The 24,625-nt window shown below is 59.3% G+C and carries 28 protein-coding genes and 1 tRNA gene; 5 read left to right on the top strand and 24 right to left on the bottom strand.

The features are described from left to right. Positions 1 to 124: 124 nt before the first annotated feature. The 21 genes from NR201_RS05880 to NR201_RS05780 form a co-directional block, all read right to left on the bottom strand. Entirely contained in the window at positions 125 to 1,360 is a 1,236-nt protein-coding gene (locus tag NR201_RS05880) for a beta-ketoacyl-ACP synthase (RefSeq protein ID WP_171820328.1), read from the bottom strand. Further along, positions 1,357 to 2,088 (bottom strand): 3-ketoacyl-ACP reductase FabG2, encoded by a 732-nt coding sequence (locus tag NR201_RS05875; protein ID WP_256849488.1) that lies wholly within the window; start codon positions 2,086 to 2,088, stop codon positions 1,357 to 1,359. The genes NR201_RS05880 and NR201_RS05875 overlap by 4 nt, the downstream gene beginning before the upstream one ends. After that, the gene (locus tag NR201_RS05870; protein WP_031593663.1) at positions 2,085 to 2,561 is read right to left on the bottom strand and encodes a 3-hydroxy-fatty acyl-ACP dehydratase; all 477 of its coding nucleotides are present in this window, start codon (positions 2,559 to 2,561) and stop codon (positions 2,085 to 2,087) included. Before NR201_RS05870 ends, NR201_RS05875 begins: the two co-directional genes overlap by 4 nt. After that, positions 2,551 to 3,711 (bottom strand): beta-ketoacyl-[acyl-carrier-protein] synthase family protein, encoded by a 1,161-nt coding sequence (locus NR201_RS05865; RefSeq protein WP_245116719.1) that lies wholly within the window; start codon positions 3,709 to 3,711, stop codon positions 2,551 to 2,553. The genes NR201_RS05870 and NR201_RS05865 overlap by 11 nt, the downstream gene beginning before the upstream one ends. Next, positions 3,708 to 4,280 carry a DUF3261 domain-containing protein gene (locus tag NR201_RS05860; protein ID WP_256849487.1) on the bottom strand — a complete coding sequence of 191 codons (573 nt, stop codon included), beginning with the start codon at positions 4,278 to 4,280 and terminating at the stop codon, positions 3,708 to 3,710. Before NR201_RS05860 ends, NR201_RS05865 begins: the two co-directional genes overlap by 4 nt. After that, the gene (locus NR201_RS05855; RefSeq protein ID WP_256849486.1) at positions 4,277 to 6,583 is read right to left on the bottom strand and encodes an MMPL family transporter; all 2,307 of its coding nucleotides are present in this window, start codon (positions 6,581 to 6,583) and stop codon (positions 4,277 to 4,279) included. Before NR201_RS05855 ends, NR201_RS05860 begins: the two co-directional genes overlap by 4 nt. After that, positions 6,570 to 7,178 carry an outer membrane lipoprotein carrier protein LolA gene (locus NR201_RS05850; protein ID WP_010246442.1) on the bottom strand — a complete coding sequence of 203 codons (609 nt, stop codon included), beginning with the start codon at positions 7,176 to 7,178 and terminating at the stop codon, positions 6,570 to 6,572. Before NR201_RS05850 ends, NR201_RS05855 begins: the two co-directional genes overlap by 14 nt. Next, positions 7,172 to 7,585, bottom strand: a complete 414-nt coding sequence (locus NR201_RS05845; RefSeq protein ID WP_031594668.1) for a thioesterase family protein — start codon at positions 7,583 to 7,585, stop codon at positions 7,172 to 7,174. The genes NR201_RS05850 and NR201_RS05845 overlap by 7 nt, the downstream gene beginning before the upstream one ends. Then, positions 7,578 to 9,287, bottom strand: coding sequence for a glycosyltransferase (locus NR201_RS05840; protein ID WP_187510893.1), 1,710 nt, complete (start codon positions 9,285 to 9,287; stop codon positions 7,578 to 7,580). Before NR201_RS05840 ends, NR201_RS05845 begins: the two co-directional genes overlap by 8 nt. Next, complete coding sequence (locus NR201_RS05835; protein WP_033786574.1) at positions 9,281 to 9,628, bottom strand: 3-hydroxyacyl-ACP dehydratase FabZ family protein; 348 nt, start codon at positions 9,626 to 9,628, stop codon at positions 9,281 to 9,283. The genes NR201_RS05840 and NR201_RS05835 overlap by 7 nt, the downstream gene beginning before the upstream one ends. After that, a complete protein-coding gene (locus NR201_RS05830; RefSeq protein ID WP_306281239.1) occupies positions 9,615 to 10,934 on the bottom strand; it encodes an AMP-binding protein in 1,320 nt (439 codons plus the stop codon). The genes NR201_RS05835 and NR201_RS05830 overlap by 14 nt, the downstream gene beginning before the upstream one ends. Continuing rightward, complete coding sequence (locus NR201_RS05825; protein ID WP_033779443.1) at positions 10,931 to 11,494, bottom strand: hypothetical protein; 564 nt, start codon at positions 11,492 to 11,494, stop codon at positions 10,931 to 10,933. Before NR201_RS05825 ends, NR201_RS05830 begins: the two co-directional genes overlap by 4 nt. A 7-nt stretch (positions 11,495 to 11,501) precedes the next feature. After that, entirely contained in the window at positions 11,502 to 11,756 is a 255-nt protein-coding gene (locus NR201_RS05820; protein ID WP_010246453.1) for an acyl carrier protein, read from the bottom strand. 16 nt (positions 11,757 to 11,772) lie between these two features. Continuing rightward, positions 11,773 to 12,030: a phosphopantetheine-binding protein gene (locus tag NR201_RS05815; protein ID WP_010669816.1), complete on the bottom strand. Its 258-nt coding sequence runs from the start codon at positions 12,028 to 12,030 to the stop codon at positions 11,773 to 11,775. Positions 12,031 to 12,043: 13 nt separating this feature from the next. After that, entirely contained in the window at positions 12,044 to 12,844 is an 801-nt protein-coding gene (locus tag NR201_RS05810) for a 1-acyl-sn-glycerol-3-phosphate acyltransferase (protein ID WP_022625895.1), read from the bottom strand. Then, positions 12,837 to 13,568, bottom strand: coding sequence for a beta-ketoacyl synthase chain length factor (locus NR201_RS05805; protein WP_256849484.1), 732 nt, complete (start codon positions 13,566 to 13,568; stop codon positions 12,837 to 12,839). The genes NR201_RS05810 and NR201_RS05805 overlap by 8 nt, the downstream gene beginning before the upstream one ends. A 230-nt stretch (positions 13,569 to 13,798) precedes the next feature. Continuing rightward, positions 13,799 to 14,185 (bottom strand): hypothetical protein, encoded by a 387-nt coding sequence (locus tag NR201_RS05800; protein ID WP_256849483.1) that lies wholly within the window; start codon positions 14,183 to 14,185, stop codon positions 13,799 to 13,801. A 266-nt stretch (positions 14,186 to 14,451) separates the two neighbouring features. Next, the gene (locus tag NR201_RS05795) at positions 14,452 to 15,837 is read right to left on the bottom strand and encodes an efflux transporter outer membrane subunit (RefSeq protein WP_370881057.1); all 1,386 of its coding nucleotides are present in this window, start codon (positions 15,835 to 15,837) and stop codon (positions 14,452 to 14,454) included. Beyond that, a complete protein-coding gene (locus NR201_RS05790) occupies positions 15,834 to 16,928 on the bottom strand; it encodes an HlyD family secretion protein (protein WP_010669812.1) in 1,095 nt (364 codons plus the stop codon). Before NR201_RS05790 ends, NR201_RS05795 begins: the two co-directional genes overlap by 4 nt. Then, on the bottom strand, positions 16,925 to 18,610 hold the full coding sequence (locus NR201_RS05785) for an MFS transporter (RefSeq protein WP_029518976.1): 1,686 nt from the start codon (positions 18,608 to 18,610) through the stop codon (positions 16,925 to 16,927). Before NR201_RS05785 ends, NR201_RS05790 begins: the two co-directional genes overlap by 4 nt. 2 nt (positions 18,611 to 18,612) lie before the next feature. Continuing rightward, positions 18,613 to 19,044, bottom strand: a complete 432-nt coding sequence (locus tag NR201_RS05780; protein WP_010669811.1) for a MarR family winged helix-turn-helix transcriptional regulator — start codon at positions 19,042 to 19,044, stop codon at positions 18,613 to 18,615. A gap of 145 nt (positions 19,045 to 19,189) precedes the next feature. Here NR201_RS05780 and NR201_RS05775 point away from each other — a divergent pair, with 145 nt between their 5' ends. The 4 genes from NR201_RS05775 to NR201_RS05760 all read left to right on the top strand — a co-directional run bounded on the left by NR201_RS05775 (position 19,190) and on the right by NR201_RS05760 (position 22,782). Beyond that, on the top strand, positions 19,190 to 20,038 hold the full coding sequence (locus tag NR201_RS05775; protein ID WP_256849482.1) for an AraC family transcriptional regulator: 849 nt from the start codon (positions 19,190 to 19,192) through the stop codon (positions 20,036 to 20,038). 41 nt (positions 20,039 to 20,079) lie between these two features. After that, positions 20,080 to 20,487: a DUF2000 domain-containing protein gene (locus tag NR201_RS05770; protein ID WP_010669809.1), complete on the top strand. Its 408-nt coding sequence runs from the start codon at positions 20,080 to 20,082 to the stop codon at positions 20,485 to 20,487. Positions 20,488 to 20,876: 389 nt separating this feature from the next. Beyond that, positions 20,877 to 21,137: a biofilm/acid-resistance regulator YmgB/AriR gene (locus NR201_RS05765; protein WP_010246474.1), complete on the top strand. Its 261-nt coding sequence runs from the start codon at positions 20,877 to 20,879 to the stop codon at positions 21,135 to 21,137. A 139-nt stretch (positions 21,138 to 21,276) separates the two neighbouring features. After that, positions 21,277 to 22,782 (top strand): SulP family inorganic anion transporter, encoded by a 1,506-nt coding sequence (locus tag NR201_RS05760; protein WP_256849481.1) that lies wholly within the window; start codon positions 21,277 to 21,279, stop codon positions 22,780 to 22,782. Positions 22,783 to 22,816: 34 nt separating this feature from the next. Here NR201_RS05760 and NR201_RS05755 read toward each other — a convergent pair whose 3' ends face one another. Continuing rightward, positions 22,817 to 23,017: a DUF6404 family protein gene (locus tag NR201_RS05755; protein WP_010669807.1), complete on the bottom strand. Its 201-nt coding sequence runs from the start codon at positions 23,015 to 23,017 to the stop codon at positions 22,817 to 22,819. 193 nt (positions 23,018 to 23,210) lie between these two features. Between NR201_RS05755 and NR201_RS05750 the strand changes: the two genes are divergently transcribed. Further along, positions 23,211 to 23,378: a hypothetical protein gene (locus NR201_RS05750; RefSeq protein ID WP_010246480.1), complete on the top strand. Its 168-nt coding sequence runs from the start codon at positions 23,211 to 23,213 to the stop codon at positions 23,376 to 23,378. A 31-nt stretch (positions 23,379 to 23,409) separates the two neighbouring features. Here the strand turns inward: NR201_RS05750 and NR201_RS05745 are convergent, their stop codons facing one another. Both NR201_RS05745 and NR201_RS05740 read right to left on the bottom strand, forming a co-directional pair. Next, positions 23,410 to 24,261: a substrate-binding domain-containing protein gene (locus NR201_RS05745; protein ID WP_256849480.1), complete on the bottom strand. Its 852-nt coding sequence runs from the start codon at positions 24,259 to 24,261 to the stop codon at positions 23,410 to 23,412. 189 nt (positions 24,262 to 24,450) lie between these two features. Then, a tRNA-OTHER gene (locus NR201_RS05740) sits at positions 24,451 to 24,523 on the bottom strand. Positions 24,524 to 24,625: the final 102 nt, after the last annotated feature.

Below are 24,625 nucleotides of genomic sequence, written 5' to 3'. Positions count from 1 at the left end.
TGTGAAAAACATGGGCCGCCGGGAGTGATGCGGTGAGTGACAGTGTAGATGAAAGGCTGATTATCGTCCGGTTCTTTCGTCCGAAAAATAAACTGGCCCGTGCCAGCGCGGCACGGGCCTGAGATCAGACGCCGCGCCAGCGTTTGAAGATCAATGAAGTGTTAATGCCACCAAAGGCAAAGTTGTTGCTCTGGATATAGTCGGTTTCAATCTCACGCGGCTCACCCATGATGTAATCCAGCTGGCCGCCATCTGCTGCCGGTTGCGTCAGGTTCAGGGTTGGCGCAAACCACCCTTCCCGCATCATCTCAATGCTCATCCAGGCTTCCAGCGCCCCACAGGCACCCAGCGTATGGCCAAAATAGGACTTCAGCGAAGAGATCGGCGTCGTTTCGCCAAACACCGCCGCCGTCGCCAGACTTTCGGCCATATCACCCCGTTCAGTGGCGGTGCCGTGCGCATTCACATAACCAACGTCTGCGGCCGTGATACCGGCGCTTTGCAACGCCCGCTCGATGCAAATCTGCATGGTTTCCCGCTGCGGCTGAGTAATATGGGCGGCATCGCAGTTGGTATGAAAACCGGTGATCTCGGCGTAGATCGTTGCACCGCGTGCCAGGGCATGTTCCAGCGACTCAAGGATCAGCGTGCCCGCCCCTTCGCCAATTACCAGACCATCGCGCTGCTGATCAAAAGGTGCAGGCGTGGTGTGCGGTGCGTCATTACGCTGACTGGTGGCAAACAGGGTGTCAAACACCGCGGCTTCCGACGGACAGAGCTCTTCTGCGCCGCCAGCCACCATCACCGTCTGATACCCGTGACGAATCGCTTCCCAGGCATAGCCAATCGCCTGGCTGCCAGAGGTACAGGCGCTGGAGGTCGGGATCACCCGGCCGCGCAGGCCGAAAAAGAGTCCGGCATTGACGGCCGTGGTATGCGGCATCATCTGCACATAGGTGGTGCCGGTGATATTGTTGGTGTGCTTTTCGGTCAGCATGGTGGCGAACTCGCTGACCGGCCCGGTGCTGCCGGTGGAAGAACCGTAGGCGATACCCGTTTCTCCGCTGGTCAGCACCGGATGGTCAATCAGGCCCGCCTGGGTCAGCGCCAGCTCGGTCGCGCGCGTTGCCAGCAGCGAAACGCGGCCCATGGCGCGGATACGCTTGCGGGTGTAGTGCGCAGGCAGCACAAAGTCATCCACCGGTGCGCCGAGCAGCGTATGCAGCCCGTCGTAGATCTGCCACTCCGGCATAAAGCGCACCGCATTGCGGCCCGCACGGATCCGTGCCGAAACTTCAGCCCAGGACTCACCAAAGGCGGTTACGCCGCCCATGCCGGTTACGACTACCCGCTGGATCACAGCATGCCTCCATTTATAGAAATGACCTGACGCGTTACGTAGCCTGCAATATCGGACATCAGATAGCTCGCCAGTCCGGCGACCTCTTCAGCCGCGCCCATGCGCTTCATCGGCACGATCTTCATCGCTTCCTCAATCACCTGAGGTTCCAGCCCCTCCATTCCGGTATCAATCAGGCCTGGCGCAATGCAGTTAACGGTGATTTTGCGTTTCGCCAGCTCAATCGCCAGCGCCTTAGTGGCACCAATAATGCCCGCTTTCGCCGCGCTGTAGTTCACCTGACCACGATTGCCCATTATCCCCGACACCGACGAGAGGGTGATAATGCGGCCGCCGCGCCGCAGACCGATCATCGGCATCACGCAGGGCTGGATCACATTGTAAAAACTGTCGAGATTGGTGTGGATGACGCTGTCCCACTCCTGATCCGTCAGGGCAGGAAACGCCGCATCGCGGGTGATACCGGCGTTGCTTACCACGCCATAATAGGCGCAATGTTGCTCAATATCCGCCTCCAGCGCAGCGCGGGTTGCTGCCCGATCGGCCACATCAAATCCCAGCACACGGCCGCTGCCGCCTGCGGTTTCGATCTGCTGCAGGCACTGCTCAGCGCCTGCGCGGTCACGGTTGAAATGGACGATAACCTGATAGCCATCCTGGGCGAGACGCAACGCAATCGCGCGGCCAATCCCTTTACTGGCGCCCGTCACTAATACCGAATCTGTCATGGCTGATTTCCTTGTGACATCAATTGCTGTAATTCTGCTTCATTGGGTTGATACGTATTCAGGCGACCGCTGGCAAGCCGCTGGGTGCCGTAATGAATGTCACCCTCAAAGCTGCCCATGCGGTCATCGCGCATCAGCAGCGTCATTCTGATATCCAGCGTAACACTGGCGGGAAAGAGGGATCGCTCTGCCCGCCAGCCGCGTCCGCCCAGCAGCATGCCGGGCGGGATAAGGGTGGCGCCGCCCTGCTTTGCATGCCAGCCCGACCAGACGCCCACGGTTTGCGCCATCATCTCCACGCCAAACCAGGCAGGCAGTTCACCCTGAGGCGTCAGAAACGGTGTCAGTACGCCACCGGCGCAGGTCGACACCTGACAGTGGACCTGCTCATCATCAACGGCGATCAGCTTATCAAGCAGCAGCATCGGCGCAGCGTGCGGCAGCCAGCGTGCCGCGGGAGAATTAATAACCATGTTGGCGTCCCAGAATCAGACAGGTGTTGTTGCCGCCAAAGGCGAAGGAGTTAGAGGCGATGACCGGCCGTTGCAGCGCCTGCGGCTGTAATAACAATCCGCAATCCGGCAGCGTCTCATCCGCAGCCATCTCACTGAAATCCTGCGCGGGCAGCGGCAGATTGTTTTGCAGGATCAGCGCACTGAGGGCGGCTTCACACACTCCTGCCGCGCCGAGCGTATGGCCGGTCAGATGTTTGGTCGAGCTGCACGGCACCGCATTGCCAAACAGGCGCTGAATCACGGCGGCTTCCATCTGGTCGTTAAGCGGCGTTGCAGTGCCGTGCAGATTGATATAACCCACCTGCTCTGGCAACAGATTCGCCTGTTGCAGCGCCATACGCATCGCCCGTTCAGCGCCCTCGCCCTGCGGATGGGGAGCGGACATGTGCCAGGCGTCAGACGATTCGCCAGCTCCCAGTAGCGCCAGCGGCTGCGGTTCCCGCGTCAGCAGCATCAGTGCGGCCCCTTCGCCAATCGAGATACCGTCGCGATCGCGGCTGAAAGGGGCGCAGCGACGTTCAGAGAGCGACTCCAGGCTGTCGAATCCGTTGATCGGCATCCGGCTCAGCGAGTCCGCACCGCCCACCAGCGCCACATCCACCAGCCCCGCCGCGATCAGCCGCTCACCACTGATAATGGCGCGGGCGCTGGAGGAGCAGGCGGTTGAAATGGTATAGGCCGGGCCATCCAGGCGCAGATAGTGAGCCAGGAAACGGGAGGGATCGCCCAGCTCCTGCATCTGATAGTGATAACCGGACTGACTGCCGCCAATCTGCTGATCGCCCTCATCCACGCCCGAGGTGCTGGTTCCCAGCACAATTGCCACTCTGCTGGCACCATAGTGCGCAATCGCCGCATCGAGCGCCGGACGGATTTGCGCCAGCGCGGCCAGCAGCAGCTGGTTATTACGGGTGTTGTGCGCGCTCAGGGCAGCAGGAATCAATGGCAAATCGCCTTCAACCCTGCCAAGCCAGCAGGCGCGGTCGCCGCTCAGCCAGCCATGACGCAACTGCATGCCGGGTGCCTCACCCCTGGTAAGGCTGGCCGCAATCTGCTGAGTGTTGTTCCCCAGGGCATTCAGCATGCCGATGGCAGAGATGTAAATCATGAGCCGTCCAGATGTTGAATGCGGATCTGATAGCCAAACGCATGCTGCTGAATGCTGATGGGCTGGCGCTGATTACCGCGTTGCAGATAATCGATTTCGGTAACCAGCTGGTCATCGGCATCGATCAGCCGTCGCTTTAACCCCTGATCCTGCAACGTCCAGCCTCGCGGCAGCTGTTTTTGCCACAGCTCCCGTGGCCAGTAGCTGAGCATAATATCCGCCAGCACCTGACTGGCAGGCGGCATCTGCGGCAGCGGCATCAGCTGCTGAGTGTGAATACCGCTGGCATCGTAGCGCAGGCTGAACAGGCGAATACCCACTGAGGAGAGTCCGGCCAGATCAATTTGCTGTTCATCGGCGCTGAGCAGCACCAGCAGTGACTGACTCTGGCCTTTCACCTGTCCGGTCAGCAACTGCTGCTGCTGAAAGGCGGGACGGATGCCCGGCGGTGGCAGCGTCACCTTCACGCCCGGTTTCAGCCAGGCGGTGGGACGGCTGCTGTCAGGTGCAGGTCCGGCACAGGCGCTGAGCAGCAGAGCCGTCAGCAGAATAAGAGCGGCGCGGATCATCGTTTACTCCTTGATCGGGTGGGTCGCATCGCCAGCGGCGACAGCAGGAAAGCGCTGAAGATGCCGCTGCATAACACTGTGCCAAAACTGGCAATCGCGCTGGTGCTGCTGAATACCAGCATCCCTAGCGTCAGTAAGGTGGTAATCATCGCCAGCGACACCGCCAGCAACGAGGTCAGCGGCGTACCCTGCGGGTTGCTGAAAAAGAGCGTGTAGTTAATGCCAATGCCCAGCACCAGAATCAGTGCCAGCAGCGCAAACAGGTTCAGCGACGCGCCGATCCAGCCCAGCGTTGCCAGCGCCATCGCCAGCGACAGCACTGACGGCAGCGCGCTGCGTAAGCCCGCTTTTAACCCCAGTCGCATAACAAAACTCAGGGTGATCAGCAGCAACGCCAGCGCCAGTAACCCGCTCAGCAGGGTGCGCCAGAAGCTGAACAGCGAATCGTAACCTGATTTGCGGTCAATCCAGCTGACGCCCGGATGCTGTTTGGTCAGCTCCGCGAGTGCAGCGCTGTTTTTTACGCCGCTGGTGGGGATCAAAACACCGCTGCGCCCGTCTGGCAGCGTCAGCCACAGCAGTCGCCAGCCTTCACTCAGCGGACTCGCCAGCCACGCCTCTGGTGTTACCGGCATCGGGGTCAGATCCGGTGCCGGCAGCGTGATACCCGCCTGCTGCAGGCGGGCCGTAATATCCGGTGCTGCCTGTTTCAACAGCTGAAGATCCCGCTGTTGCTGCGCCAGCGACGTCAGCGGCAGCAGACGATAGTGCTGCAGCCAGCCCTGCTGCTGCGCCTGTTGCAGATCCGGTGCCAGTTTTTCCAGCCGCTGCAGCGTCTGCTGCGCGTCATCGCCCCAGACCACAAACCAGGTCTGATCGGCGCGCTGTCCGGTCAGGGTTGCCAGCTGGCGATCCTGCTCCAGCAGATGCGCAGGCGCACTTTGCAGATGGGCGATGTCATCATCCACCTTTAACTGGGCGATACCGGCCAGCGCGAAGATCGCCATCGCCATCGGTAATCCGACGCGCAGCCCGCGCTGGCGACGCCAGGCGGCAAGCCAGCGCGCCAGAGGCACCATCAGCGGCACCGGACGCACCGGTAATCCGCGTACCAGCCACGGATAGATCAGAATCACCGTCAGACAGGAGGCCGTTAATCCGCTGGCGGCAAACACCGCCAGCTGCCGCAGCCCCGGGAACGGTGCCAGCAGCATCAGCAGCCAGGCGATGGCGGTGGTCGCCAGCGCCAGCAGCAGCGTGCCGCGGACTTTTCGCAGGCTCTGCCACGGCGTCTGCTGATCGCCGTGAACCATGCGCTCGGTGAGATAATAGAGCGTGTAATCCGCAGAGATGCCGACAATACTCAGGCTCATCACCAGCGTCATCAGATGCAGTTCACCGAAGCAAAGCAGCGTCATCACCGTGCCCGCCATCGCGCCGATGGCCACAGACGTGACCGTCAGCAACAGCGGGCGCAGTGAGCGGAAGACCAGCAGCACCAGCAGGACAACGCCACCCAGCGTCACACTGCCCAGCGTTTTAACGTCATGCTGCGCACGCTGGCTGGCGTTGTCGCTGAACAGCACCGTGCCACGCGTCAGCAGTTTCGCCTGCGGCCAGCGGCTTTTAAGCTGTTGCTCCAGCGCGCTGAGTCGGGTAACCAGCGCATGACTTTGCTGCATACTGAAGGCGTTGTTCGCCAGTTCGCCATGCAGAAAATACCACTGCTGACCCTGTGCATCTTTTACTGTCAGCCAGCCATCATGCAGCGTCATGCGCCCGGCGTTTTGTGCCAGCGCCAGCTGCGAACCCCGCACCAGCATCAGGGGATCGCCCTGCAACTCTTTGCTGCTGACGCCAGAGAAGGCCGAAAAGAGCTGCGCCAGCAGCCAGTCAGCCTGCGCCTCGCCGCCGTTCTGCAAGCGGTCGCGCGTCACCTCATCGATCAGGCCGTTACGGTGTTGCCAGGCAAAGCGGCCCCACTGCTGCTGCTGTTGCCCGTCGAGATCACCCTGCACCTGTTTCAGGTCAGGCAGCGCGCGCAGCTGGGCCAGCCACCAGGCGGCGACCTGGGGATCGTCCTGCTCACCGGGTGAAACCAGCCACACCAGCTGGCGATCCAGCCGCTGCATAAAGCCCTGCTGCAGCGCAGGCGGTGCCGCCCCCAGATTCTGCTGCGGCAGCAGCGCCAGCACACTGCTGTTGAGCTGACTGCGCGGCAGCAAAAAAGAGAGCGCAGCCGCCAGCAGCAGACAGAGGGCCAGCCAAAGGAGGGCCAGCAGCCGATCGTTACGGCCCGGCAAAACGCGCCTGCTCCTCGTCGCTTAACTGCGGCGGTTCAATTCGGGTGTTGCTGAGCTCTATTTGCGTTTTATCGCCCTGCTTATCATCCAGGTTGATGCTGTCCAGGTAGGCGCTGCCCGCCAGCGAGATACGGTTGAAGATTTTGTTGAGCGGCGCCGCTTTGGGCGTCAGCTCCAGCGTCCAGGCTCCGTTGCCGCGATCGCTGAAGGCCACGCTGAAGTTCTCGTTCAGCACTTTCTGGTCGGCCTGGAACAGCGCCCGCAAGAGATGGTTGAACTGGAACATCTGCGGGTTACTGTCGGCGGTGATCACCTGAGGCTTCTGGCCGCTGAGGCTCTGCACCATGCGTTTATCATCCAGCAGCAGCGTCATCACAAAGGGTGTCTGCTGATGCCACCATAAGCCCTGCTCGCGAGCGATCAGCATCTGCCCGTGCGAGACCAGCGGCTGACGCATGCCGGAAATGGTACGCGTCTGGATAAAGTCTGCCCGAATCACCGGCTGGCTGGCAAAACGCTGCTGCAGCTGATCCAGCGTGACCGCGCTGGCGGCACTGGCCCACAGCAGCAGGCTGGTAAGCACAATTTTCAGCATCCTTTCACTCCTAAACGTTCCAGTAAAATATCGGGTGAAACAAAGCACAACGCCTGACTCTCCTGCTCCACCGCCACCTGCAGAGTATGCGCTTTGGTGGTGATCTGGCCGGCAGCATTTCGCACTTCATAGTCGATGCGCAGACGGTTCTCATATTCCGTGATCCGGGCGCTGACGCGAATCGTCTCTTCGCAGCGCAGTGGCTGGCGGTATTTGACCCGGGTATCGACCACCGGCCAGACGTAGCCGCTGGCGGCCATCTCGGCATAGCTGTAGTTAATGCTGCGCAGCAGGGCTTCACGCGCCACTTCGAAAAAGCGGAAATAGTTGCCGTGCCAGACCACGCCCATGGGATCGCAGTCGTGGAATGAGACGGTCAGCACGACTTCAGCATGATGTTCAGTCATGGTCAGACTCCTTGTGGTGCGCCTGTTGATCAGGCAGCGTCCAGAAATCGAAAAAGTTAAACCAGTCGAGCGGCGCCAGCAGTGCGTAATGGGCCAGCCGCGCTGCGTAACGATCGACCGCCTGTTGCAGTGCCCGCTGACGTTGCGCACGCGGCAGCAGCAGCGGATCGGCGAAAGGCTCACAGTGAATACGCAGTTTACCCTGTTGCTGCAGGGCGAACATCAGCAGCACCGGACAGCGCAACGCGGCCGCCAGTACAAACGGCCCCTGTGGAAAGGGCGCGGCGCGGCCCAGAAAGTCGCTCCAGATCACCCGCCGCTCGCCGCCGCGCTGCGGATTAACCGCAGTGCGATCCCCGACAATCGCCACCCATTCGCCCGCATCCAGCTTCTGTTGCAGCAGGATAGCGGTCTCCGGCCCGATATCGCTCACCGGCATCAGATTCACCCCCGCCTGCGGGGCGATGGTTTCCAGCACCGCCCGAAAACGCCGGGCGTTGTCGGTAAACACCAGCGCATTAATCACCAGTCCGCTGACCTGCTGCGCCATCGCGCGACAGGCTTCAATGTCACCAAGATGGGAAGCGAGAATCAGCTTGCCCTGCGGCGTGGGTGTGCGGATCACCGCTTCTGCGCCTGGCGCAAAATCGATATCACGTCCCCAGCGCAGATCGCCGCGCCAGCTGGCCACTTTATCCAGCATTGCCCCGGCGAACCGCAGGAAATGGCGGTAGCTGTTAAGCCGTGGCGGTAACGCAATGTGCTGCTGCTGCGCGGCGGCAGTGACCTGCGCCAGCCACTGCCGGGAAGCGCGTCGCGCGCGCTGACCGCTCAGCCAGTAGACCGCCACTACCGGCCAGAGTAGCAGCGTAAAGGGCAGCCGCCCGCCGTAGCGATAGACCGCCAGCATAAAACGTAATCCCCACTGTCCGCGCCGCTCCGTTTCCGCAGACCAGTGCGTCGGCGGTTTACGCATCGCCAGCAGACGAGGAATGCGCGGCAGCATGCCGAAAAACAGCCGGGTGTGCATCCAGGAGATGCGCAGGTTGTCGTAGAGCGCATCGAAGTGTGACAGCCCGCTGGCCGGATAGGTGACGCGGGTCGGGATAAAGCGACTGCGGGTTCCCTGCCAGTAGAGCCGCACCATGATCTCGGTGTCAAAATCCATGCGCTGACCGATGGCCCGGCGATCGCACAGCGCCAGCGTCGCGGCCAGGGGATAGACGCGGAAGCCGCACATGCTGTCGCGGATCGACAGCGACAGCGTTTCAATCCAGACCCAGAAGTGGGTGATGTAGCGACCATAAAGGCGTGATTTGGGGATCGAGTCGTCATAGAGCGGCTGACCGGAGATCAGCGCGTCGGGATAACGCTCCGCTTCCGCCAGCATCAGCGGCAGATCTTCCGCCTGATGCTGGCCGTCCGCGTCAAGCTGCACCGCATGGGTGAAGCCGCGTGCCGCCGCGGCCCGCAGTCCGTGGATCACCGCCGCGCCTTTACCCTGATTGCTGTCGAGTCGCAGCAGGCTGAGCTGCGGGGCGTGCAGCGTCGCCAGCTGAAGCTGTGTGGCCGCATCGCTGCCATCATCCACCACGATTACCGGCAGATTAAAGGGTGCCAGCCGTGCCAGCACTGACGCCATCATCGCGCCGTGGTTGTAGCAGGGGATCACCACGCAGGGTGAAAACGGGGCGCTTAACATAGCGCGATCTTCCCGCTGCTGGCGATCTGCTCGCCGTCGTTCTTCAGCAGGCTGTAACGGAAACTCAGGCGGGATTTTTCAGCGTCCCAGTCCAGATGCAGTTGCAATAGCGAGTCGGGTAATACCGGCTGCTGAAATTTAATGTTATCAACGGCGGCAAACTGTTTACCGGGCGCAAGCAGTGATACGCCGTAGTGCATCACCCAGTCCAGCTGAGCCACACCCGGCAGAATGGGCAGATGCGGAAAGTGGCCCTGAAACCAGAAGAGTCCGGCATCTATCTGCAGGGTCAGCGTGACGCTGTCAGCCCGCAGCTCCCGGCTGCGTTCAATCGGCAACATGAAAAAGTTCCTCTATTTGCGGCCAGGCGCGTTTGCTTTGGGTGGTCACCGGAATAGTGGCCACAATCCGCCAGTAGCGCGGCATCGCCAGCGGTTCCAGCCAACGCTGCAGCTGGCGTTTCCACTGCTGCCTGCGCTGATGCAGAGCCGCCTCATCCAGTGCGCTGTTCAGCGCCAGCACGACGCCAATCGCCTGACGCTCATGACGCGTGACCACCAGTGCTACGGCATCCTCTATTTCCGGCAGGTCGGTCAGACGGCGCTCTATCTCGCTTAATGAGATGCGCTTGTCACCGATTTTTACGATGCGATCGTGGCGTCCTGCCAGCTGAAATCCGCCGTCCGGTTGCATAGTCAGTCGATCGTCGAGCTGCAGCCCGCTGTCACCAGTAATCAGCGGCGACCAGACCTGCCAGCGATCCGGGGTCATCTGTTCCAGCCTGACCTGGGGGAAGCAGCGCCACGGCGCCTCCGCCCGAACGCACTGACGCCAGGCCAGAATGCCGGTTTCGGTGCTGCCGTAGATTTCACTGACCTGACAGCCAAATCGCTGCCAGACCTGCTCCGCATCAGAGTCGCGCAGTGCGCCACCGGCAGAGACAATCAGTTCACAGGCAGGCGCTTTCAGCGTGCTGTCCAGCCGCGATAAAAAGGCCGGGCTGCTGATAAAGGCATAGCGAACGTCGCGCGGAAGCTGGGCCAGCTGTTCGCCGTAAAATAGCGGCTGGGCGGCAAACGGCAGCCTGAGCATCATCGGCAGGAAAAGTCGAAACGATAAACCGTAGAGATGCTGATGGCTGACCGAGGCGATGACCCTGCACCCCCGCAACGGTTCGCCCCACAGGCTGCTGAGCCAGCGACTCTCCTGCTCCATCACCGCCAGCGACTTCACTACCTGACGCGGTGCACCGGTGGATCCCGAGGTGAAGAGCACCAGTTCTGCACTCTCCGGCAGCGGCGGCAGCGGCCCCTGCGCTTCTGCGTCGTCCCACGCCAGCAGCGGCAGGCTGACCGCCAGCGGCATGTCGCACAGCACGCCATCCAGCCGATCCTGCCTCTCATCCAGCAGCGCGGCGCGGCAGTGACCCGGCATCACCGGCGTTTTGCTGGCATACCAGCATGCCAGCAGCGCCACACAAAAACGGTAACTGTCATCAAAACAGAGCGCCCAGTGGCTGCCCGGTTGTACCGCTAATCGCTGGCGGAGCGCCACGACCTGACGATGCATCACGCTGAGCATCAAACGTTGATCGCCGCGCCAGGCAACCTCGCGATCGTCTCCCGTCAGCCAGTCGGCCACTCTCATGCTTTTCGCCTCACGCGCTGACGTACCAGCCATTCAGCGCTCATCAGCACTGCGATTAGCAGATAACTTATGCCGCCATTCCACAGCGTCCAGAGCCGCAGATCGCCCAGCAAACAGGTATAGATCGCCATGCTGCCGTTGCCGATAAAAAACAGGCACCAGATTTGGGTGACGCGGCGGGTATAGCGCACTGCCGCAGGGGGAAGCACGGGCTCACGCAGCCGGGCGATGCGTTCCACCAGCGGCATCGCACTCCAGAGTGAGGCGCCAAACACCAGCAGCATCGCCAGATTGACCGCCACCGGATACCACAGCAGCAGATGCTGAGTGCGTAATAGCTGGCTGCTGACACAGAGCAGTGCACCGAGCAGCGCCAGCCAGCCCATGACCGCGCCCATGGCGTTTTGCTGACGACGCAGCTGCAGCCAGCGCAGGCCAAACAGCAGCGCCAGCAGCCAGAAAAGCCCCTGCCAGCGCGGCTGGGTCAGCGCCAGCCAGACCAGCAGTGGCCAGGCCAGTAGCGTAAGCAGATTCAGCAGGCGAAGCGTAGCAGCAGGCACGGCGGGATCAGGCGTCTTCGCGCATCAGTTGTTCCACGGCATCCACCACATCCTGCACGGTGCGCACCGCCCGGAAGGTTTCCGGTTTAATCTTACGGCCGGTACGTTTTTGCAGATGAACCACCATATCGACGGCGTCAATGCTGTCGAGTTCGAGATCTTCATACAGACGTGCCTCGGGATGGATATCCTCAGGCGCAATTTCAAACAGGCTGGTCAGTAGCGAAGCCACTTCCTGATAGATCTGTTCTTTGTTCATCATAAGGTTGTCTCCGCTTTCAGCCGCGCTGTTGGTTGACGAACGCAGCCAGCGTCGCAACAGAGAAAAAGTGCGCGCGCAGGGTTTCACTCTCAGCGGACAGCGCCACGCCGTAGCGATTTTTCACTGCCAGGCCAAGTTCCAGTGCATCAATAGAGTCCAGCCCCAGTCCGTCGCCAAACAGTGCAGCGTCGGTCTCTATATCATCGGGACTGAGATCTTCAAGGTTCAGCGTGTCGATAATCATCTGTTTGATATCGTTAATTAATGAATCCATACCGGTTTTCGTCTTACCTGTTCTGGGGGACCAGCGCCTGCTGTAAATGGCGGGTCAGGCGACGCGCGGCCAGCGGCTGCGCATCGGGATTACTTTCACAAAACGACTGACTGTCGATTCGCGTTTGTACACGCACGGTAAACAGCGGTTTAACCGGCGGAATCTGATACCAGCGGCTCTGTTTATCGAGCATACGCTGGCTACAGGTGATGTGAACCACACGCAGATCGCATCCGGCGCGCACCGCAATATTGGCTGCCCCGCGCTGCAGAGTCAGTGGATGACCGTAGCGGGTGCGGGTGCCTTCCGGAAAGATCAGGATATTGTCGCCGCGCGCCAGTCGCTGCTGGCTGTCCGGCAACAGCGTCTCCGCTTCACTGTTGATCAGATAGTCCGCGGCGCGGATCACCCCCCGCATAAAGGGGTTCTTTTGCAGATCGGCTTTAACCAGACAATCCATCTCTGGCAGTACCGAAGCGATCATCACGTAGTCGATCAGTGATGGATGATTGGCGACAATCAGGCATCCGCGATCCTGTTGCAGCAGCTCTGCGCCTTCAATCCGGTAGTCATAGACCCCGGTCATCCGGCAGAATCGCAGAAAGCAACGGAAGCTAAAGGCGATAGCGCGTCGGGCCAGGAGGCGGCGGCGCAGCGAATCGCGCTGTACCAGCAGCAGCAGGTTGAAGCCAATCAGCGACAGCAGCAGCCCGCCTATGCCAAACAGCGTAAAACTCACCGCCGTCATCACCAGCCGCCAGCAATAGTTCATACGGCTGCCGGTGTAGTGCGCCGGTTGTGAACAATCAGCCATGATGTCTCTCCCAGTGCCATGTCAGGCGTTCGCCCGGCAGGCTGAAGGTGGGCGATTCCGCCAGCCACTGCTGCAGAAAGCGCAGGCTCTGCGGTAACCCTGTTTCTGCCCTCTCATCTCTGCCAGCACGGCCAGTGCAGTACAGCTGGTCGCCCGGGCGCAGCAGCAGCGCCACCGCATAGGGAAAGTTCACACGCTGTTCCGGCAGCCACGGCAGATAGTAGTCAGGCACGATGCCGTCGAAATCGACCAGCAGTACCTGCTGATAACCCGCCTGATGCAGCGCGCTGACTTCGATCAATCCCTGCTGAAACGAGTCGACTCCGGCGGCGATTGAGGTGGAGACCAGTGGTGCTTTGGCTGCAATGGTCAGGCTGCCGACCGCCGAATTGTGAACCGACATGGCAAAATCCGTGGGTGACATTGACTGCTGATCGGCCAGCGTAGTGAGGATACGCAGATTACGTTCCAGTTCACCGTGACGACTGGTGAACACGATAGCGTCAACCTGCTGACGCGCAAGCAGCGCCAGCCCACACTCTACCGCCGCACGACTGCCGCCGCTCAGACGACGTGCTGTCATCATCGGTAAAAATTGCGGCTTTGCCATCGCCTCTTTAGGGTCTATGACGGTGCCCTGTTGCGCCCAGTGCTGCCAGCCCTCGCACCCGTGTAATCCCGGAGCCAGAGCCTGCCAGTCGACCAGTGAGTAAGCGAGTCTCATCTCAACACTCTTTTTGTCATATGTGTGGCGTCGGCGTTCATCGGGGCGTCATCCCGGCCCTCTGCAAAAAAAGTGCGTCCGGGAAACCCTCTGCCGATTCCGCATCAGGCCTTCACGGTAGAGGGTTACTCAGTGGTTCAGCAATAGCAGCTCATCTGATTTGTCGGCCGGCTGCCGGAGATCTTTATGCTTTGATCGGCTGTCGACACATCATTGCGACAGCGTACGCATTACTGAGCGGCAAGAGCAGAGAGTCGTAACTGAATATCCTGATCGAGATTGGCAATCCAGCGGTTGTAGTTATTGTGGATCTCGCCCTGCTCCGCTTTCAGGTTCTCACTGCTGACATAATCGATGCGGTAGTTCTGGCTGGTATACGTGATGCGAATAGTCGCCACGAAATCACGCTGGGCCAGACGACCATTGATCACGCCAGGCGAAACGGGAGTCATCACCCATTTCCGGCCAATACCCGCTTCAATGATCGCCAGTTTCATCTGGTTGTCGCTGTAACGCTGAGTGAGCGTTTGATTCACGTTATGAATCGGCGCAGTGCGCGCGCAGCCGGTTAATAACGCAGCGACCACGGCCAGCGTGCAAAAAGTTTTTTTATTCATGATGAATCCCTTCTTTTATTTTTATATCAGTAAGTTAAACGGATAATCCGTCTCGCGCAGGCTAAGCTTTCAGTGCGCTTTTCCGTCTGGCTGGCTTAAAACCCGCGCATGATACCACCGAATGTAAAGACAGGTAAGCAGAAGTATGCATGGGTTTTAGGGGGTTATTTGGGGGATTAAAGCGGGGAATATACGCAGTCGCCGCGACAGCGCAGAGGCCGATCCCGGCCGCAGAAACTCTGGCTGCGGCTGGATCGGTCTGGGGATTACTGTGTGGAGGCGGGTGTCCAGCCACCGCCCAGCGCGCGGTAGAGATCGATCTGCGCCAGCAGCAGGTTATTTTTGACAGTCACCCGATTCAGCTGCGTTGAAAACAGGGTGCGCTGCGCATCCAGTTCATCCAGATAGGAGGCGTAGCCGTTCTGATAGCGATTGCGGGCAATGCGCAGCGCTTCCGTCACATAGGCTTCCTGCTTTTGCAGCTCCTGAAGTTGTGCCTCACGCTGCCTGATAGCGTCTATTGCATCGTTAACTTCCGAGAAGGCGTTGCGCACCACTTTTTCATAGCCATAAAGTGCCTGATTTCGCGTCGCCATTGAGACATCCACCTGCGCCGTCAGCGCTTCACGGTTCAGCAGCGGTGCCAGGATGCTGCCGCCCACGCTCCACAGCCGGAACGGATCATCCGCGAGCTGGTGCAGCACCGAACTCTGCAGAGTGCCGGTCGCGGTGAGGTTAAGCCCAGGCAGCAGCTTAGCGCGCGATGATGCCAGGCTGGCATCTGCGGCCAGTAACTGACGCTGAGCCTGCACAATATCCGGACGGCGATTGAGCAGCTCGGATGGCAGCAGTGACGGCATCCGCTGCGGTGAAATCTGGTCAAACTGCTGACGACGGGCGATGCTGCGCGGGTTCATACCCACCAGAAGGCTCAGCGCATTCTCCTGCTGGGTGATCTGGTGCTGCAACTGAGGCATCTGCGCTTTGGCCGACTGATATTCCGAGGCGGCCTGCATCCACTCCAGCCTGGAGGTGTAGCCGGTTTCAAACTGACGCTGTGCCAGCTTCAGCGAATTGTTGCGGGTCGCCAGCGTTGCCTCCGTGACCCGCAACTGCTCATCCAGCGCGCACAGGTTGAGATAACCTGACGCCACCGAACTGGCGATGGTCAGCTCGGCGGCAGACGCAGCGGCCTGCTGCGCCGCTAAACTCGCCTGCGATGCGGTGATGCTGCTGCTGCGTGCTCCCCAGAGATCGACCTCGTAGTTCGCCTGTAATAAGCCCTGAAAAATATCGGTTTCATAGGGCTGGCCCGTCACTGACGAGAGCGTACGCTCCCGGGTCGCGGCCACACCGGCGCTCAGGGTCGGAAAGTTATCGCCCTGCGTGGCGCGCAGCTGGGCGCGATACTGGTCAACCCGGGATCGCGCCGTGAGGATATCGGGGTTATTGCGCAGCGCCTGCGTCACCAGCCGGTTGAGATTTTCATCATGAAAAGCGCGCCACCACTCCGCCTCCGGCGCAGCAGATGGCCCGACACTATTGCGCCAGGCGTCGGGGATCGGCAGAGAGGCCGGTGCCTTTTCAACCTGCGTGGCGCAGCCGGTCAGAAGGAGTGCCAGTGCGCTTACCATTAAGCCGCGCCGCATCATGGCGCGCCCTCACCGGCGGGTTGTGCGGCGGTGTCGATGTTGACTTCGACCGACATACCCGGGCGTAACTGATGCATATCCTGGTCATTGATGCGGATGCGAACCGGAATGCGCTGCGCAATTTTAACGAAGTTACCGGTGGCGTTGTCGGGCGAAATCGCGCTGAACTCTGAGCCTGCGGCCGGAGAGATAAATTCAACCTGACCCGTAAAGCGTTTGCCATCCAGCGCATCGACCCGAATCGTCACCGGCAGGCCAGGACGAATATTTGCCAGCTGGGTCTCTTTCAGATTCGCGATAATCCATTTGTGATTAGGCACCACCGAGGTCAGGCGCGTACCTGCCGTGACATAGGCGCCGGTGCGCACCGCCAGCTGGCCGAGCTGGCCATCATCGGGCGCGGTAATCCGGGTATTCGCCAGATCGATCTCCGCCAGTTCCAGCGCGGCGCGGGCGCTGTCGACATCGCCTTTCAGCGCGTCACGGTTAACGATGACAGTTTGCAGATTCTGCTGGGCAACGGCGATCTGCGCCGCAGCCTGACGAACCTGTGCCTGCGCCTGGGCGTCTGCGGCCCGGGCGGCGTCGCGCTCACGCACTGACAGGGATCCATCCGCCGTGAGATTTTCGACACGCTTCAGATCGAAGCCGCTTTTCAGCGCCTGTGCTTTGGCATTCTCCAGTGCCGCTTTATTGCTCTGGATGGTCGCTTCTGCGCTGCGACGCTGCTGCAGGTTATTGTTCAGCGCCGCCTGCTTCATCGCCAGCTGCGCCTGCGCCTGATGCACCCGCTGGCGATAGATACGGTCGTCAATCGTCATCAGCAACTGCCCTTTTTTCACGGGCTGCAGATCGATCACCTCGACTGAGGTGAGATAGCCATTAACCTGCGGGCTGATAAAGGTCACCTGACCGCGCACATAGGCATTCTCGGTGCTTTGTATTGCGCTGGTGAAGGGCCAGAGTTGCCAGGCATAAAGAATAACCAGTACACCAATCACCACAATGCCGCTGCCTGCGGCGATAGAAAGAATACGGCGGCGATTCGCGCGTTCGCGTTCCGCCGCCTGAAGCTCATCCTGCTGACTCATTGTTTCTCCGTTGATTCCTGTAATGCGGCCAGCTGTTGCTGCTCACGCAGGTTAAATTGCGCCTGACGCCAGTCAAGATATCGACGACGGGTCAAACGCCAGATCACCCACATCAGGGTGACCAGTGCCAGCGCAGCGGTTAACAGGTAGGTGTCGTTATAAGCGAGCACGTTGGCCTGCAGCGTGGCGATTACCTGTAACTGGCTGGTGCTCTGCGCGCCGCGCAGAACGTCGTCACCTACCAGCGAATTAAACAGCGCATTATACTGGCTGAGCCGTTCGGTGACGTTGGGATCGAGCAGTGAGAGCTGATCGCCCAGCAGGCTGGAGTGATATTTTTCCCGCCAGACCTGAAACGTGCCAAGAATAGCCGAGCCGATCAGCCCGCCGAGGTTCTGACTCATGCCAAACAGCACCACAAAGCTCACCAGATTTTTCGGCTGAGTCACCACGCTGCCAATGCCCATCAGCATCGCGGGCGCCATGAAAAAGGCGCTGCTGAAGCCCAGCAGAAACTGACTGAAATACATATTGCTGGCGCGGGTCAGTGGACTGGATTGCGCATCCATCAGCGAGGCGATAATCATCACCACCAGCGAGGTGACAATCGGCCAGTTGAGATGATTGGGCTTGATGGTCAGCGCACTGGCGGCGATGCCCGCAATAACCCCGGCCATGATCGCCAGCGCCAGACCGCGCATCTGATCGTTCTGCAAGCCAATCTGCTGCAGAAAGCCGATTGCGCCGGTGTTCTGTTCCGCCAGTACGATACGGATCATGATCATCACAATGCCCAGCCGCACCATCATGCCGCTGCTTAGCCAGCGGGTATTGATCAGCGGGTTGCGCCGGTTATGCTCAATGACGATCGCAGCGACAATCAGCGTCAGGGCGATCGCGGTACAAATACCGAGCCAGGGCGTGGTAAACCACCACTCAATACGGCCCAGCGTCAGTACGCCGCACAGCAGCGCCATACCGGGTGCCAGCAGGATAAAGGTGACGAAATCCATCTTTTCAAAGGTTTTGATGCGATCGCCCGGTGGCAGTTTCACCAGCAGTACCCCGCCCAGCGCAATCAGCGCCAGGCCGAGTTCAAACAGATAGAGGCCGCGCCACTCGTTGAGCTGCAGTAATTCCGAAGAGAATAAGCGGGCCAGCGGGATAGCCAGTTGCGATACCGTCAGGCCAATCACCAGCGCTTTCAGGCGATGTTTCGCAGGCCAGGCCTGTACCTGATAGTAGATGCCCAGAGAGCTGAGCGCCGCCGCCACCATACCGTGAGCGGTGCGCACAATGATTGCCGAACTGAGATCGTTGGCGAAGAGATGGAAAAACGCCACCAGTACATATAGCACCAGAAACGCCTCGGTAAAGACACGCAGGCCAAACTGCTGGCGGAATTTCACCAGCAGCAGGTTAATAGAGATATTTCCCATCACGTAGACCGCGGGCAGCCAGGCAATCTCATTCGACCAGGCACCAAAGGTACCCTGCAGGTTGACCAGATTCGCCGTGACCAGCGCGTTACTCAGCGCACCGGTCAGCGAGATAAGTAAACCGATCAGGCCAAACGCCAGGCGTTTTGGCATCGGATGCAGCGGCGTCGAGGGCGATCCCGGCAGCATCGGTTTTTCGTGCGGCAACCACTCGCGTGCAGCGTAGGGATTTCGCTTTGCCACTGCTACATACTTCCCATGCGGCTCAGGAGTTGTTGCAATACGCGCTCGGTCACGGCCAGATCCTGAGGGTCAATATCGGCCAGCATTTCAGTACGGAGTGCGTCAGCCTCGGTTTTCACTTTGGCGAACGCTTCGTTACCCTTATCAGTCAGCACCAGGTGACGCTTACGTCTATCTTCTGGCGGCTGTACCCGCATCAGCAGTGACTGTTTCACCAGCCTATCCACCAGCGGTACCATGCTGGCATCTTCCAGCCCCAGCAGCTGTGCCAGCTCGGTCTGGGTCATGCGTTGCGGCTCACTGGCAATCAGCCCGATGGCCATCCAGCTGCTCATGCTTAAGCCGCTATCTTTAAGATGACGATCCACCGCCAGGCGCCAGGCATGTGCGGTCAGATGCAATAAGTGGGTAAAGGTACGCGTGTGCTGAGACAAATGTTAGCAGCCTAATAGTAAGAGTTCTAATTGAGTGGTGGCGTTATTATACGCAAAGCGAAACGCCAATGAAAAGCGTCCGGTCTGTTAAAAATTAGTGGATCGCGGCAGAATGTCCAGAGGCCGCAACCGGGAGCCGGATAACATGAAACAGGCATCAGCAAACTGGGTCGATCTGCGCCGTGACGCCGTCAGCGGTATTGAGGCGCTACGCGCCCATTTTACCGGACACGCCTATGATCCTCACTGGCACGACAGTTATCTGATTGGCGTGACCGAGCAAGGTGTACAGCAGTTTCATTCACGGCGCAAACAGCATCAGAGCCGACCAGGCACGGTCTTTATGCTGGAGCCGGAGGAGCTGCATGATGGTGATGCCATCAACGAAAGCGGTTTTACCTACCGGATGCTCTATCTTTCGCCGCAGCAGATTGCGCAGCACCTGGCTCCGATGCTGGCTGATAAACCCTCACTGCGTGAGCTACGTTTTGCCGCCACGCTGCGCGACGAGCGTCCACTGGCTTATGCCGTCTGGCATGCGTTTGATGCCTTGTGGCACAACCATCCCGACATCATCAAAGAGGCGGCGCTGGACCGGATGTTTGGGCAGCTCATCCCGCACCGGCAGTGGTCACTGCCCGCTCAGCCCCCGGATAAAGATGCCCGGCTGGCACTGCAGTCGCGTGACTGGCTGATTGCCCATCATGCGGATAATCCCGGTCTGGAGCAGATGGCGCAGCATCTGCAGGTGGATCGCTTCCGGTTATCGCGTCTGTTCCGGGCTCACTGGGGTTTGCCGCCCCACGCCTGGCTGGTGCAGTGGCGGCTGAGCCAGGCGCGTCGTCAGCTGGCGCAGGGCCAGCCCGTCGCCGATGTGGCAGCCGCGCTGGGTTTCGCCGATCAGAGTCACCTGGGCCGCTGGTTCAAACGCGCCTGCCAGCTTACCCCTTCCCGTTATCAGCACGCCTGCACAAATCTTCCAGACCTGGGTTAAGCCACTTGCCACAATGCGTTTTTTTAGTCAGGAGAAGCGCAATGCAAGACCCACGCTGTGTAATGATACTCAATGCCGCTCTGCCGCCTGGCAAAGCCACCAATGCTGCCGCCGTGATGGCATTAACCCTGGGACAGCGACATCCGGCGCTGGTTGGCGACACCCTGGAGGATGCTGACAGGCGCCCTTCTCCCGGTTTGATCACTACCGGGATTCCGGTGCTGGCCGCGACTGATGAACAGCTCAGTGCCTTGCGGGAACAGTGCGAACAGGCTGAATACGATCTGGTGCTGTTTCCGGAAGAGGGCCAGACCACTACCGATTATCAGGCGCTGAGCGCCGTCCTGCGACAGCAACCGCGTCAGCAGTGGCGCCTGCTGGGCGTCGCCATCGTCGGCGATAAAAAAGCCCTGCGAAAGCTGACGGCAAAACTGGCGCTATTCAGCTAATCTTTTTGCGGGAAGCTGGTCATGGCTTCCTGTTTTTCCCCTCCCGCCCCTCGGCCCCGCCGTTTGTACAGGTTACTTGTACAGCTTTCGTTTCGGAATAGTCCTTATAAGCTGCTGATAAGTGTCAAATAGCACACTTTGTTAAAGAATCCGATTGTACAGATTGGGCTTCATTGTATAAGTTTACTGCCACGAGTTGTCATGCGACTCTGTAACGAATGATGCACTTGCGTCGCCTCTGAAGGTGTCAGTGGATTTCCACCTTCAGAGGTTATTTTTCTGTTCAATTTGTGACACTGGTACCATCGCATCTGTCCATGCGGTGGTTTTTTTGATCGCTTTTGTCCTGACATCCGAACCGGAATCGGGCTGTTCTGAAGGGCTTACACATGCAATATATTCTTCCCCGGACCAATCAGGAAATTGCTGATTATTTTAATCCTGCCGCCAATAAACCCGCCAGCGAGATGGAGATGCTGGGTATCCTGGTTGCAGAAATTTTGCAGTCAGGCATGCCAGTGAACAATAAAGCGATTATCTCAAAGCTTATTCATCGGCTGGAGCTGGAAAGCGACAGGGAATTGCTGGATATCTACCGACAGCTGCTTGAACTGGTGGTCCATAAAACCCCGGACGATTTTTCACTGTAGCATCGACTCCACGGAAGGAGTCATCCGCCTTTTTCTGGTATCTTCGCCAGTCGCCCGGTACTATCTGCCCCTCACTGTTTATCCTGATCTTCCCGCCCCTCGCGCGGGAGCAAAATAACTAAAGAGCCTGCAATCCTTTATGACTCAAACCAATGATATTGCCGCAACCGACGTTGTGGCGGGCGATATCAGCGTAGGGCGCGTTCTGCGTTCGCCTGCGCTGCTGACCCGCGAATGCCTGGCCGGGGTGATTACCGCGCTGGCGCTGATCCCTGAAGTGATCTCCTTTTCCGTTATTGCCGGTGTAGACCCTAAAGTCAGCCTCGTCGCCTCCGTGGTGCTCTGCCTGACCCTGTCGATACTGGGCGGACGTCCGGCGATGGTAACAGCGGCTGCGGGTTCAGTGGCGCTGGTTATCGGGCCGATGGTCCATCTGCACGGCGTTGAATATATTCTGCCTGCGGTGGTGATGGGCGGCGTCATTCAGATTCTGTTTGGTGTGGCCGGTCTGGCGCGCATGATGCGTTATATTCCCCGTTCGGTGATGTTGGGATTTGTGAATGCGCTCGGGGTGCTGATTTTCTTTGCTCAGGTGCCGCACGTCTGGGGACAGTCATCACTGGTGTGGATCTTCTTTGCCGTCACACTGGCTATCGTGCTGTTGTTGCCGCGTCTGATAAAAAGTGTTCCTTCACCGCTGGTTGCCATTGTGGTAGTGACTGCCGTCGCGCTGCTAATGGGCTATCGCATGCCGAACGTGGGCGATGAAGGGCCGATGAGTCCCGGTCTGCCCGGTTTTAACAGCCTGCTGGTGCCACTTAACCTGCAGACCCTGCAGATTATCTGGCCCACGGCCCTGAGCATCGCCTTTGTCGGGCTGATGGAGTCGCTGCTGACCGCCAAACTGGTCGATGACCTGACCGATACCCCCTCCAGTAAGCGTCGTGAATCCTGGGGCCTGGGCGTGGCGAATATTCTGGCGGGTTTTTATGGTGGTATCGCCGGGTGCGCGATGATAGGTCAGACCATCGTCAATGTTGAACTGGGCCGGGCGCGCAGCCGGGTTTCCACCGTGGCCGCCGGTCTGGTGCTGCTGTTACTGGTGACCGGACTGAGCCGGATTATGGCGCAAATCCCGATGGTGGTACTGGCCGGGATCATGATGGTAGTGGCCGTGAAAACCGTTAACTGGCATAGCCTGCAACCCGCTACCCTGAAACGTATGCCGTGGTCAGAGACGCTGATTATGGTGCTGACGGTAGCGGTGACTGTCTGGACAGGTAATCTGGCACTGGGCGTTCTGGCTGGGGTAATCCTGGCTATGCTGCTGTTTGCCCGCCGTATTGCGCACGTTATTCATGCGGAGCGTCAGCTGAGCGAAAATGGCGAGTCGGTGCGCTATGTGGTGCGCGGCCCGCTGTTTTTCGCCAGCAGCAACGATCTGTTTGAGCATTTCGATTATGCCCACGACCCTAAAAAGGTCACTATCGATTTAACGCACGCGCAAATCTGGGATGCGTCCAGCGTCGCGGCGCTGGATGGCATTGAGTATCGCTATCAGCGTTATGGTGCAGAGGTGACCATTGAGGGGCTGGACCCACGCAGCACGGACTTCCATCAGCGCCTGACCGGTAATTTCGGCTAAAAACCCAGTTCTGCTGCCTCTCCGGCAGCAGAACTCACTCAGCCTGTTGCCGCCGCGCGCGGTAGCGGCCAACCATGGTAATCAGCGCCTGGTAGATTAAACCGGCGTAGAGACTTGTCAGAATCGCCAGACCAGGCTCTTTGCCCTGCTGATGCCATGACATAAACCACATGAATACGCCCCACAGTACAGAGAACACCAGCCACCCGCGGACGAACTTCATCATGCCATTCATAACGACTCCTCTTAAATGAAGCGCTACCTTAGCGCGCTCCAGCCTGAAACGCATTGCCAGCATGCACGAGTTGCGAGGCGTCTCAAATAATCGTCGACAATTTGCCATGCGTGTTGATGATTTAGCCCTGTCCGGGCGGTTTTGTTGCAATTCTCTATACTCAACGTTCCGCTTACCTGATCGGGGAATTACGATGAAACGTACTGCTTATCTGTTATCCACACTGGCTATCCTCGCCACGCTTACGGCCTGTGCACCGCCGCCACCGGGCAGAGATGCCCCGCCACCGCCTCCACCTGGCGGGCAGCAGCCGGTGGGCGCACCCGGCGGCAGCGGCCCGGCAGGACAACCGCAGGCCTGACATTATTCTGCCAGCCTGCGTTGCGGGCTGGTTAATGCCGGAAGGCGCAGCCGCAGGCTGACATCTCACCCGGCAGCACTTTGCCTGCGTGAGAGTGACGCCGCTGTAATTGCCCCTGCTCTTCAGCACTGCTGTTGCCTGCCTGCTGTCCCAGCCAGCGATCCAGCGCGCGACCAGCGATCTGCCGGATATCAGGTGACCAGCTGGTAAGATGCCAGGTTGAGCTGCGGGCTTCTTCACTATCGCCAAAACCTGCCACTGCCAGATGAATACCCTGACCAAAATCCCGAATCGCCTGCATTGCACCAAAGGCCATCAGATCGCTTTCACAGAAGAGTGCCTGGATACGCTCAGCAGCACGTGTCTTTTTCAGGTAAGACATCATCGCCTGATAAGCGCAGTCGCGATCATCACTCCCCACAGTCAGTTCGGCGTTCAGCGCCATGCCCGCCGCCAGCAGGGCGGCGCGATAGCCCTGTTTTTGCGCCAGTTCGCCTGGCTGAGCCTGCATAAAGCCAAACCGCTGATGCCCCTGTTTAAGCAATAATTCCGCTGTCACCTCACCCGCCCGCAGTGCATCCGCCTGCAGTTCAGGCTCAGCGTCAATCTGAAGCACCGGCAAATGGCAGGCATCAGTAACGCGGTTACCGGGGAGTAACAGCAAACCACGCAGCCCGAGTGGTGTAGCCTGCCGGATGAGTGCGGTTAGTGTGACGTCGGTTTCGGCACTCAGTAGCACCGAGATAAGACCGCGCGCGTTAAGCTGGCGCATCACTTCGTCCAGCATTTTTTGTTGATACGGATTGAGCAACTGGCTGGCGACAACACCGATAACCGGGGGGGCCGCCGGTTCAGTTAAGTCAGGTGTGAAAGGTGTAATCATTGGCATTAATTCTCTGCGACGGCAAACAATAGCCACCACAATACGGTAAACCACGACGTTTCAACAGGTTACAGAGTTCGACACAGGCCGCAAAAATGAGTGAAATCGGATGTAATTGGGATAGATCGGCAGAAACCCAAAAGGGATAAGGCTGGCGTTAACGTAGATGAACGTAGATGCAGGAGAGGGACCGGGCAGCAGGAGTTGAACCCGCATCGTCAACCCGTTAAGAGTTGCAGTAATACCTTTATACCATGCCCGAATGGCGTGCCTGGAAAAGCCGCGCTATGTGAACAAGAAGCGTAGTACGACTCTCTGACCAGGCAAGCGCAAGCGGCAGGTATTTTTGCAACCGTCGTATGAA

Origin of the sequence: Pantoea sp. Fr-CA_6 (assembly GCF_024520895.1) — a bacterium.
In the GTDB taxonomy this organism is placed as follows: Bacteria; Pseudomonadota; Gammaproteobacteria; order Enterobacterales; family Enterobacteriaceae; genus Pantoea; species Pantoea agglomerans.
The sequence above is the reverse complement of the archived record's forward strand: the minus strand, read 5'-3'. Positions and strand labels throughout refer to the sequence as shown.

Excerpts from the sequence above, each read along its gene's own strand:
- NR201_RS05760 (WP_256849481.1), top strand. The coding sequence starts at position 21,277 with ATGACTCAAACCAATGATATTGCCGCAACCGACGTTGTGGCGGGCGAT.
- NR201_RS05795 (WP_370881057.1), bottom strand. The coding sequence starts at position 15,837 with ATGATGCGGCGCGGCTTAATGGTAAGCGCACTGGCACTCCTTCTGACC.
- NR201_RS05775 (WP_256849482.1), top strand. The coding sequence starts at position 19,190 with ATGAAACAGGCATCAGCAAACTGGGTCGATCTGCGCCGTGACGCCGTC.
- NR201_RS05810 (WP_022625895.1), bottom strand. The coding sequence starts at position 12,844 with ATGGCTGATTGTTCACAACCGGCGCACTACACCGGCAGCCGTATGAAC.
- NR201_RS05765 (WP_010246474.1), top strand. The coding sequence starts at position 20,877 with ATGCAATATATTCTTCCCCGGACCAATCAGGAAATTGCTGATTATTTT.
- NR201_RS05860 (WP_256849487.1), bottom strand. The coding sequence starts at position 4,280 with ATGATCCGCGCCGCTCTTATTCTGCTGACGGCTCTGCTGCTCAGCGCC.
- NR201_RS05840 (WP_187510893.1), bottom strand. The coding sequence starts at position 9,287 with ATGTTAAGCGCCCCGTTTTCACCCTGCGTGGTGATCCCCTGCTACAAC.
- NR201_RS05875 (WP_256849488.1), bottom strand. The coding sequence starts at position 2,088 with ATGACAGATTCGGTATTAGTGACGGGCGCCAGTAAAGGGATTGGCCGC.
- NR201_RS05850 (WP_010246442.1), bottom strand. The coding sequence starts at position 7,178 with ATGCTGAAAATTGTGCTTACCAGCCTGCTGCTGTGGGCCAGTGCCGCC.
- NR201_RS05845 (WP_031594668.1), bottom strand. The coding sequence starts at position 7,585 with ATGACTGAACATCATGCTGAAGTCGTGCTGACCGTCTCATTCCACGAC.
- NR201_RS05865 (WP_245116719.1), bottom strand. The coding sequence starts at position 3,711 with ATGATTTACATCTCTGCCATCGGCATGCTGAATGCCCTGGGGAACAAC.
- NR201_RS05750 (WP_010246480.1), top strand. The coding sequence starts at position 23,211 with ATGAAACGTACTGCTTATCTGTTATCCACACTGGCTATCCTCGCCACG.
- NR201_RS05870 (WP_031593663.1), bottom strand. The coding sequence starts at position 2,561 with ATGGTTATTAATTCTCCCGCGGCACGCTGGCTGCCGCACGCTGCGCCG.
- NR201_RS05770 (WP_010669809.1), top strand. The coding sequence starts at position 20,080 with ATGCAAGACCCACGCTGTGTAATGATACTCAATGCCGCTCTGCCGCCT.
- NR201_RS05815 (WP_010669816.1), bottom strand. The coding sequence starts at position 12,030 with ATGGATTCATTAATTAACGATATCAAACAGATGATTATCGACACGCTG.
- NR201_RS05805 (WP_256849484.1), bottom strand. The coding sequence starts at position 13,568 with ATGAGACTCGCTTACTCACTGGTCGACTGGCAGGCTCTGGCTCCGGGA.
- NR201_RS05745 (WP_256849480.1), bottom strand. The coding sequence starts at position 24,261 with ATGATTACACCTTTCACACCTGACTTAACTGAACCGGCGGCCCCCCCG.
- NR201_RS05830 (WP_306281239.1), bottom strand. The coding sequence starts at position 10,934 with ATGAGAGTGGCCGACTGGCTGACGGGAGACGATCGCGAGGTTGCCTGG.
- NR201_RS05800 (WP_256849483.1), bottom strand. The coding sequence starts at position 14,185 with ATGAATAAAAAAACTTTTTGCACGCTGGCCGTGGTCGCTGCGTTATTA.
- NR201_RS05820 (WP_010246453.1), bottom strand. The coding sequence starts at position 11,756 with ATGATGAACAAAGAACAGATCTATCAGGAAGTGGCTTCGCTACTGACC.
- NR201_RS05790 (WP_010669812.1), bottom strand. The coding sequence starts at position 16,928 with ATGAGTCAGCAGGATGAGCTTCAGGCGGCGGAACGCGAACGCGCGAAT.
- NR201_RS05755 (WP_010669807.1), bottom strand. The coding sequence starts at position 23,017 with ATGAATGGCATGATGAAGTTCGTCCGCGGGTGGCTGGTGTTCTCTGTA.
- NR201_RS05835 (WP_033786574.1), bottom strand. The coding sequence starts at position 9,628 with ATGTTGCCGATTGAACGCAGCCGGGAGCTGCGGGCTGACAGCGTCACG.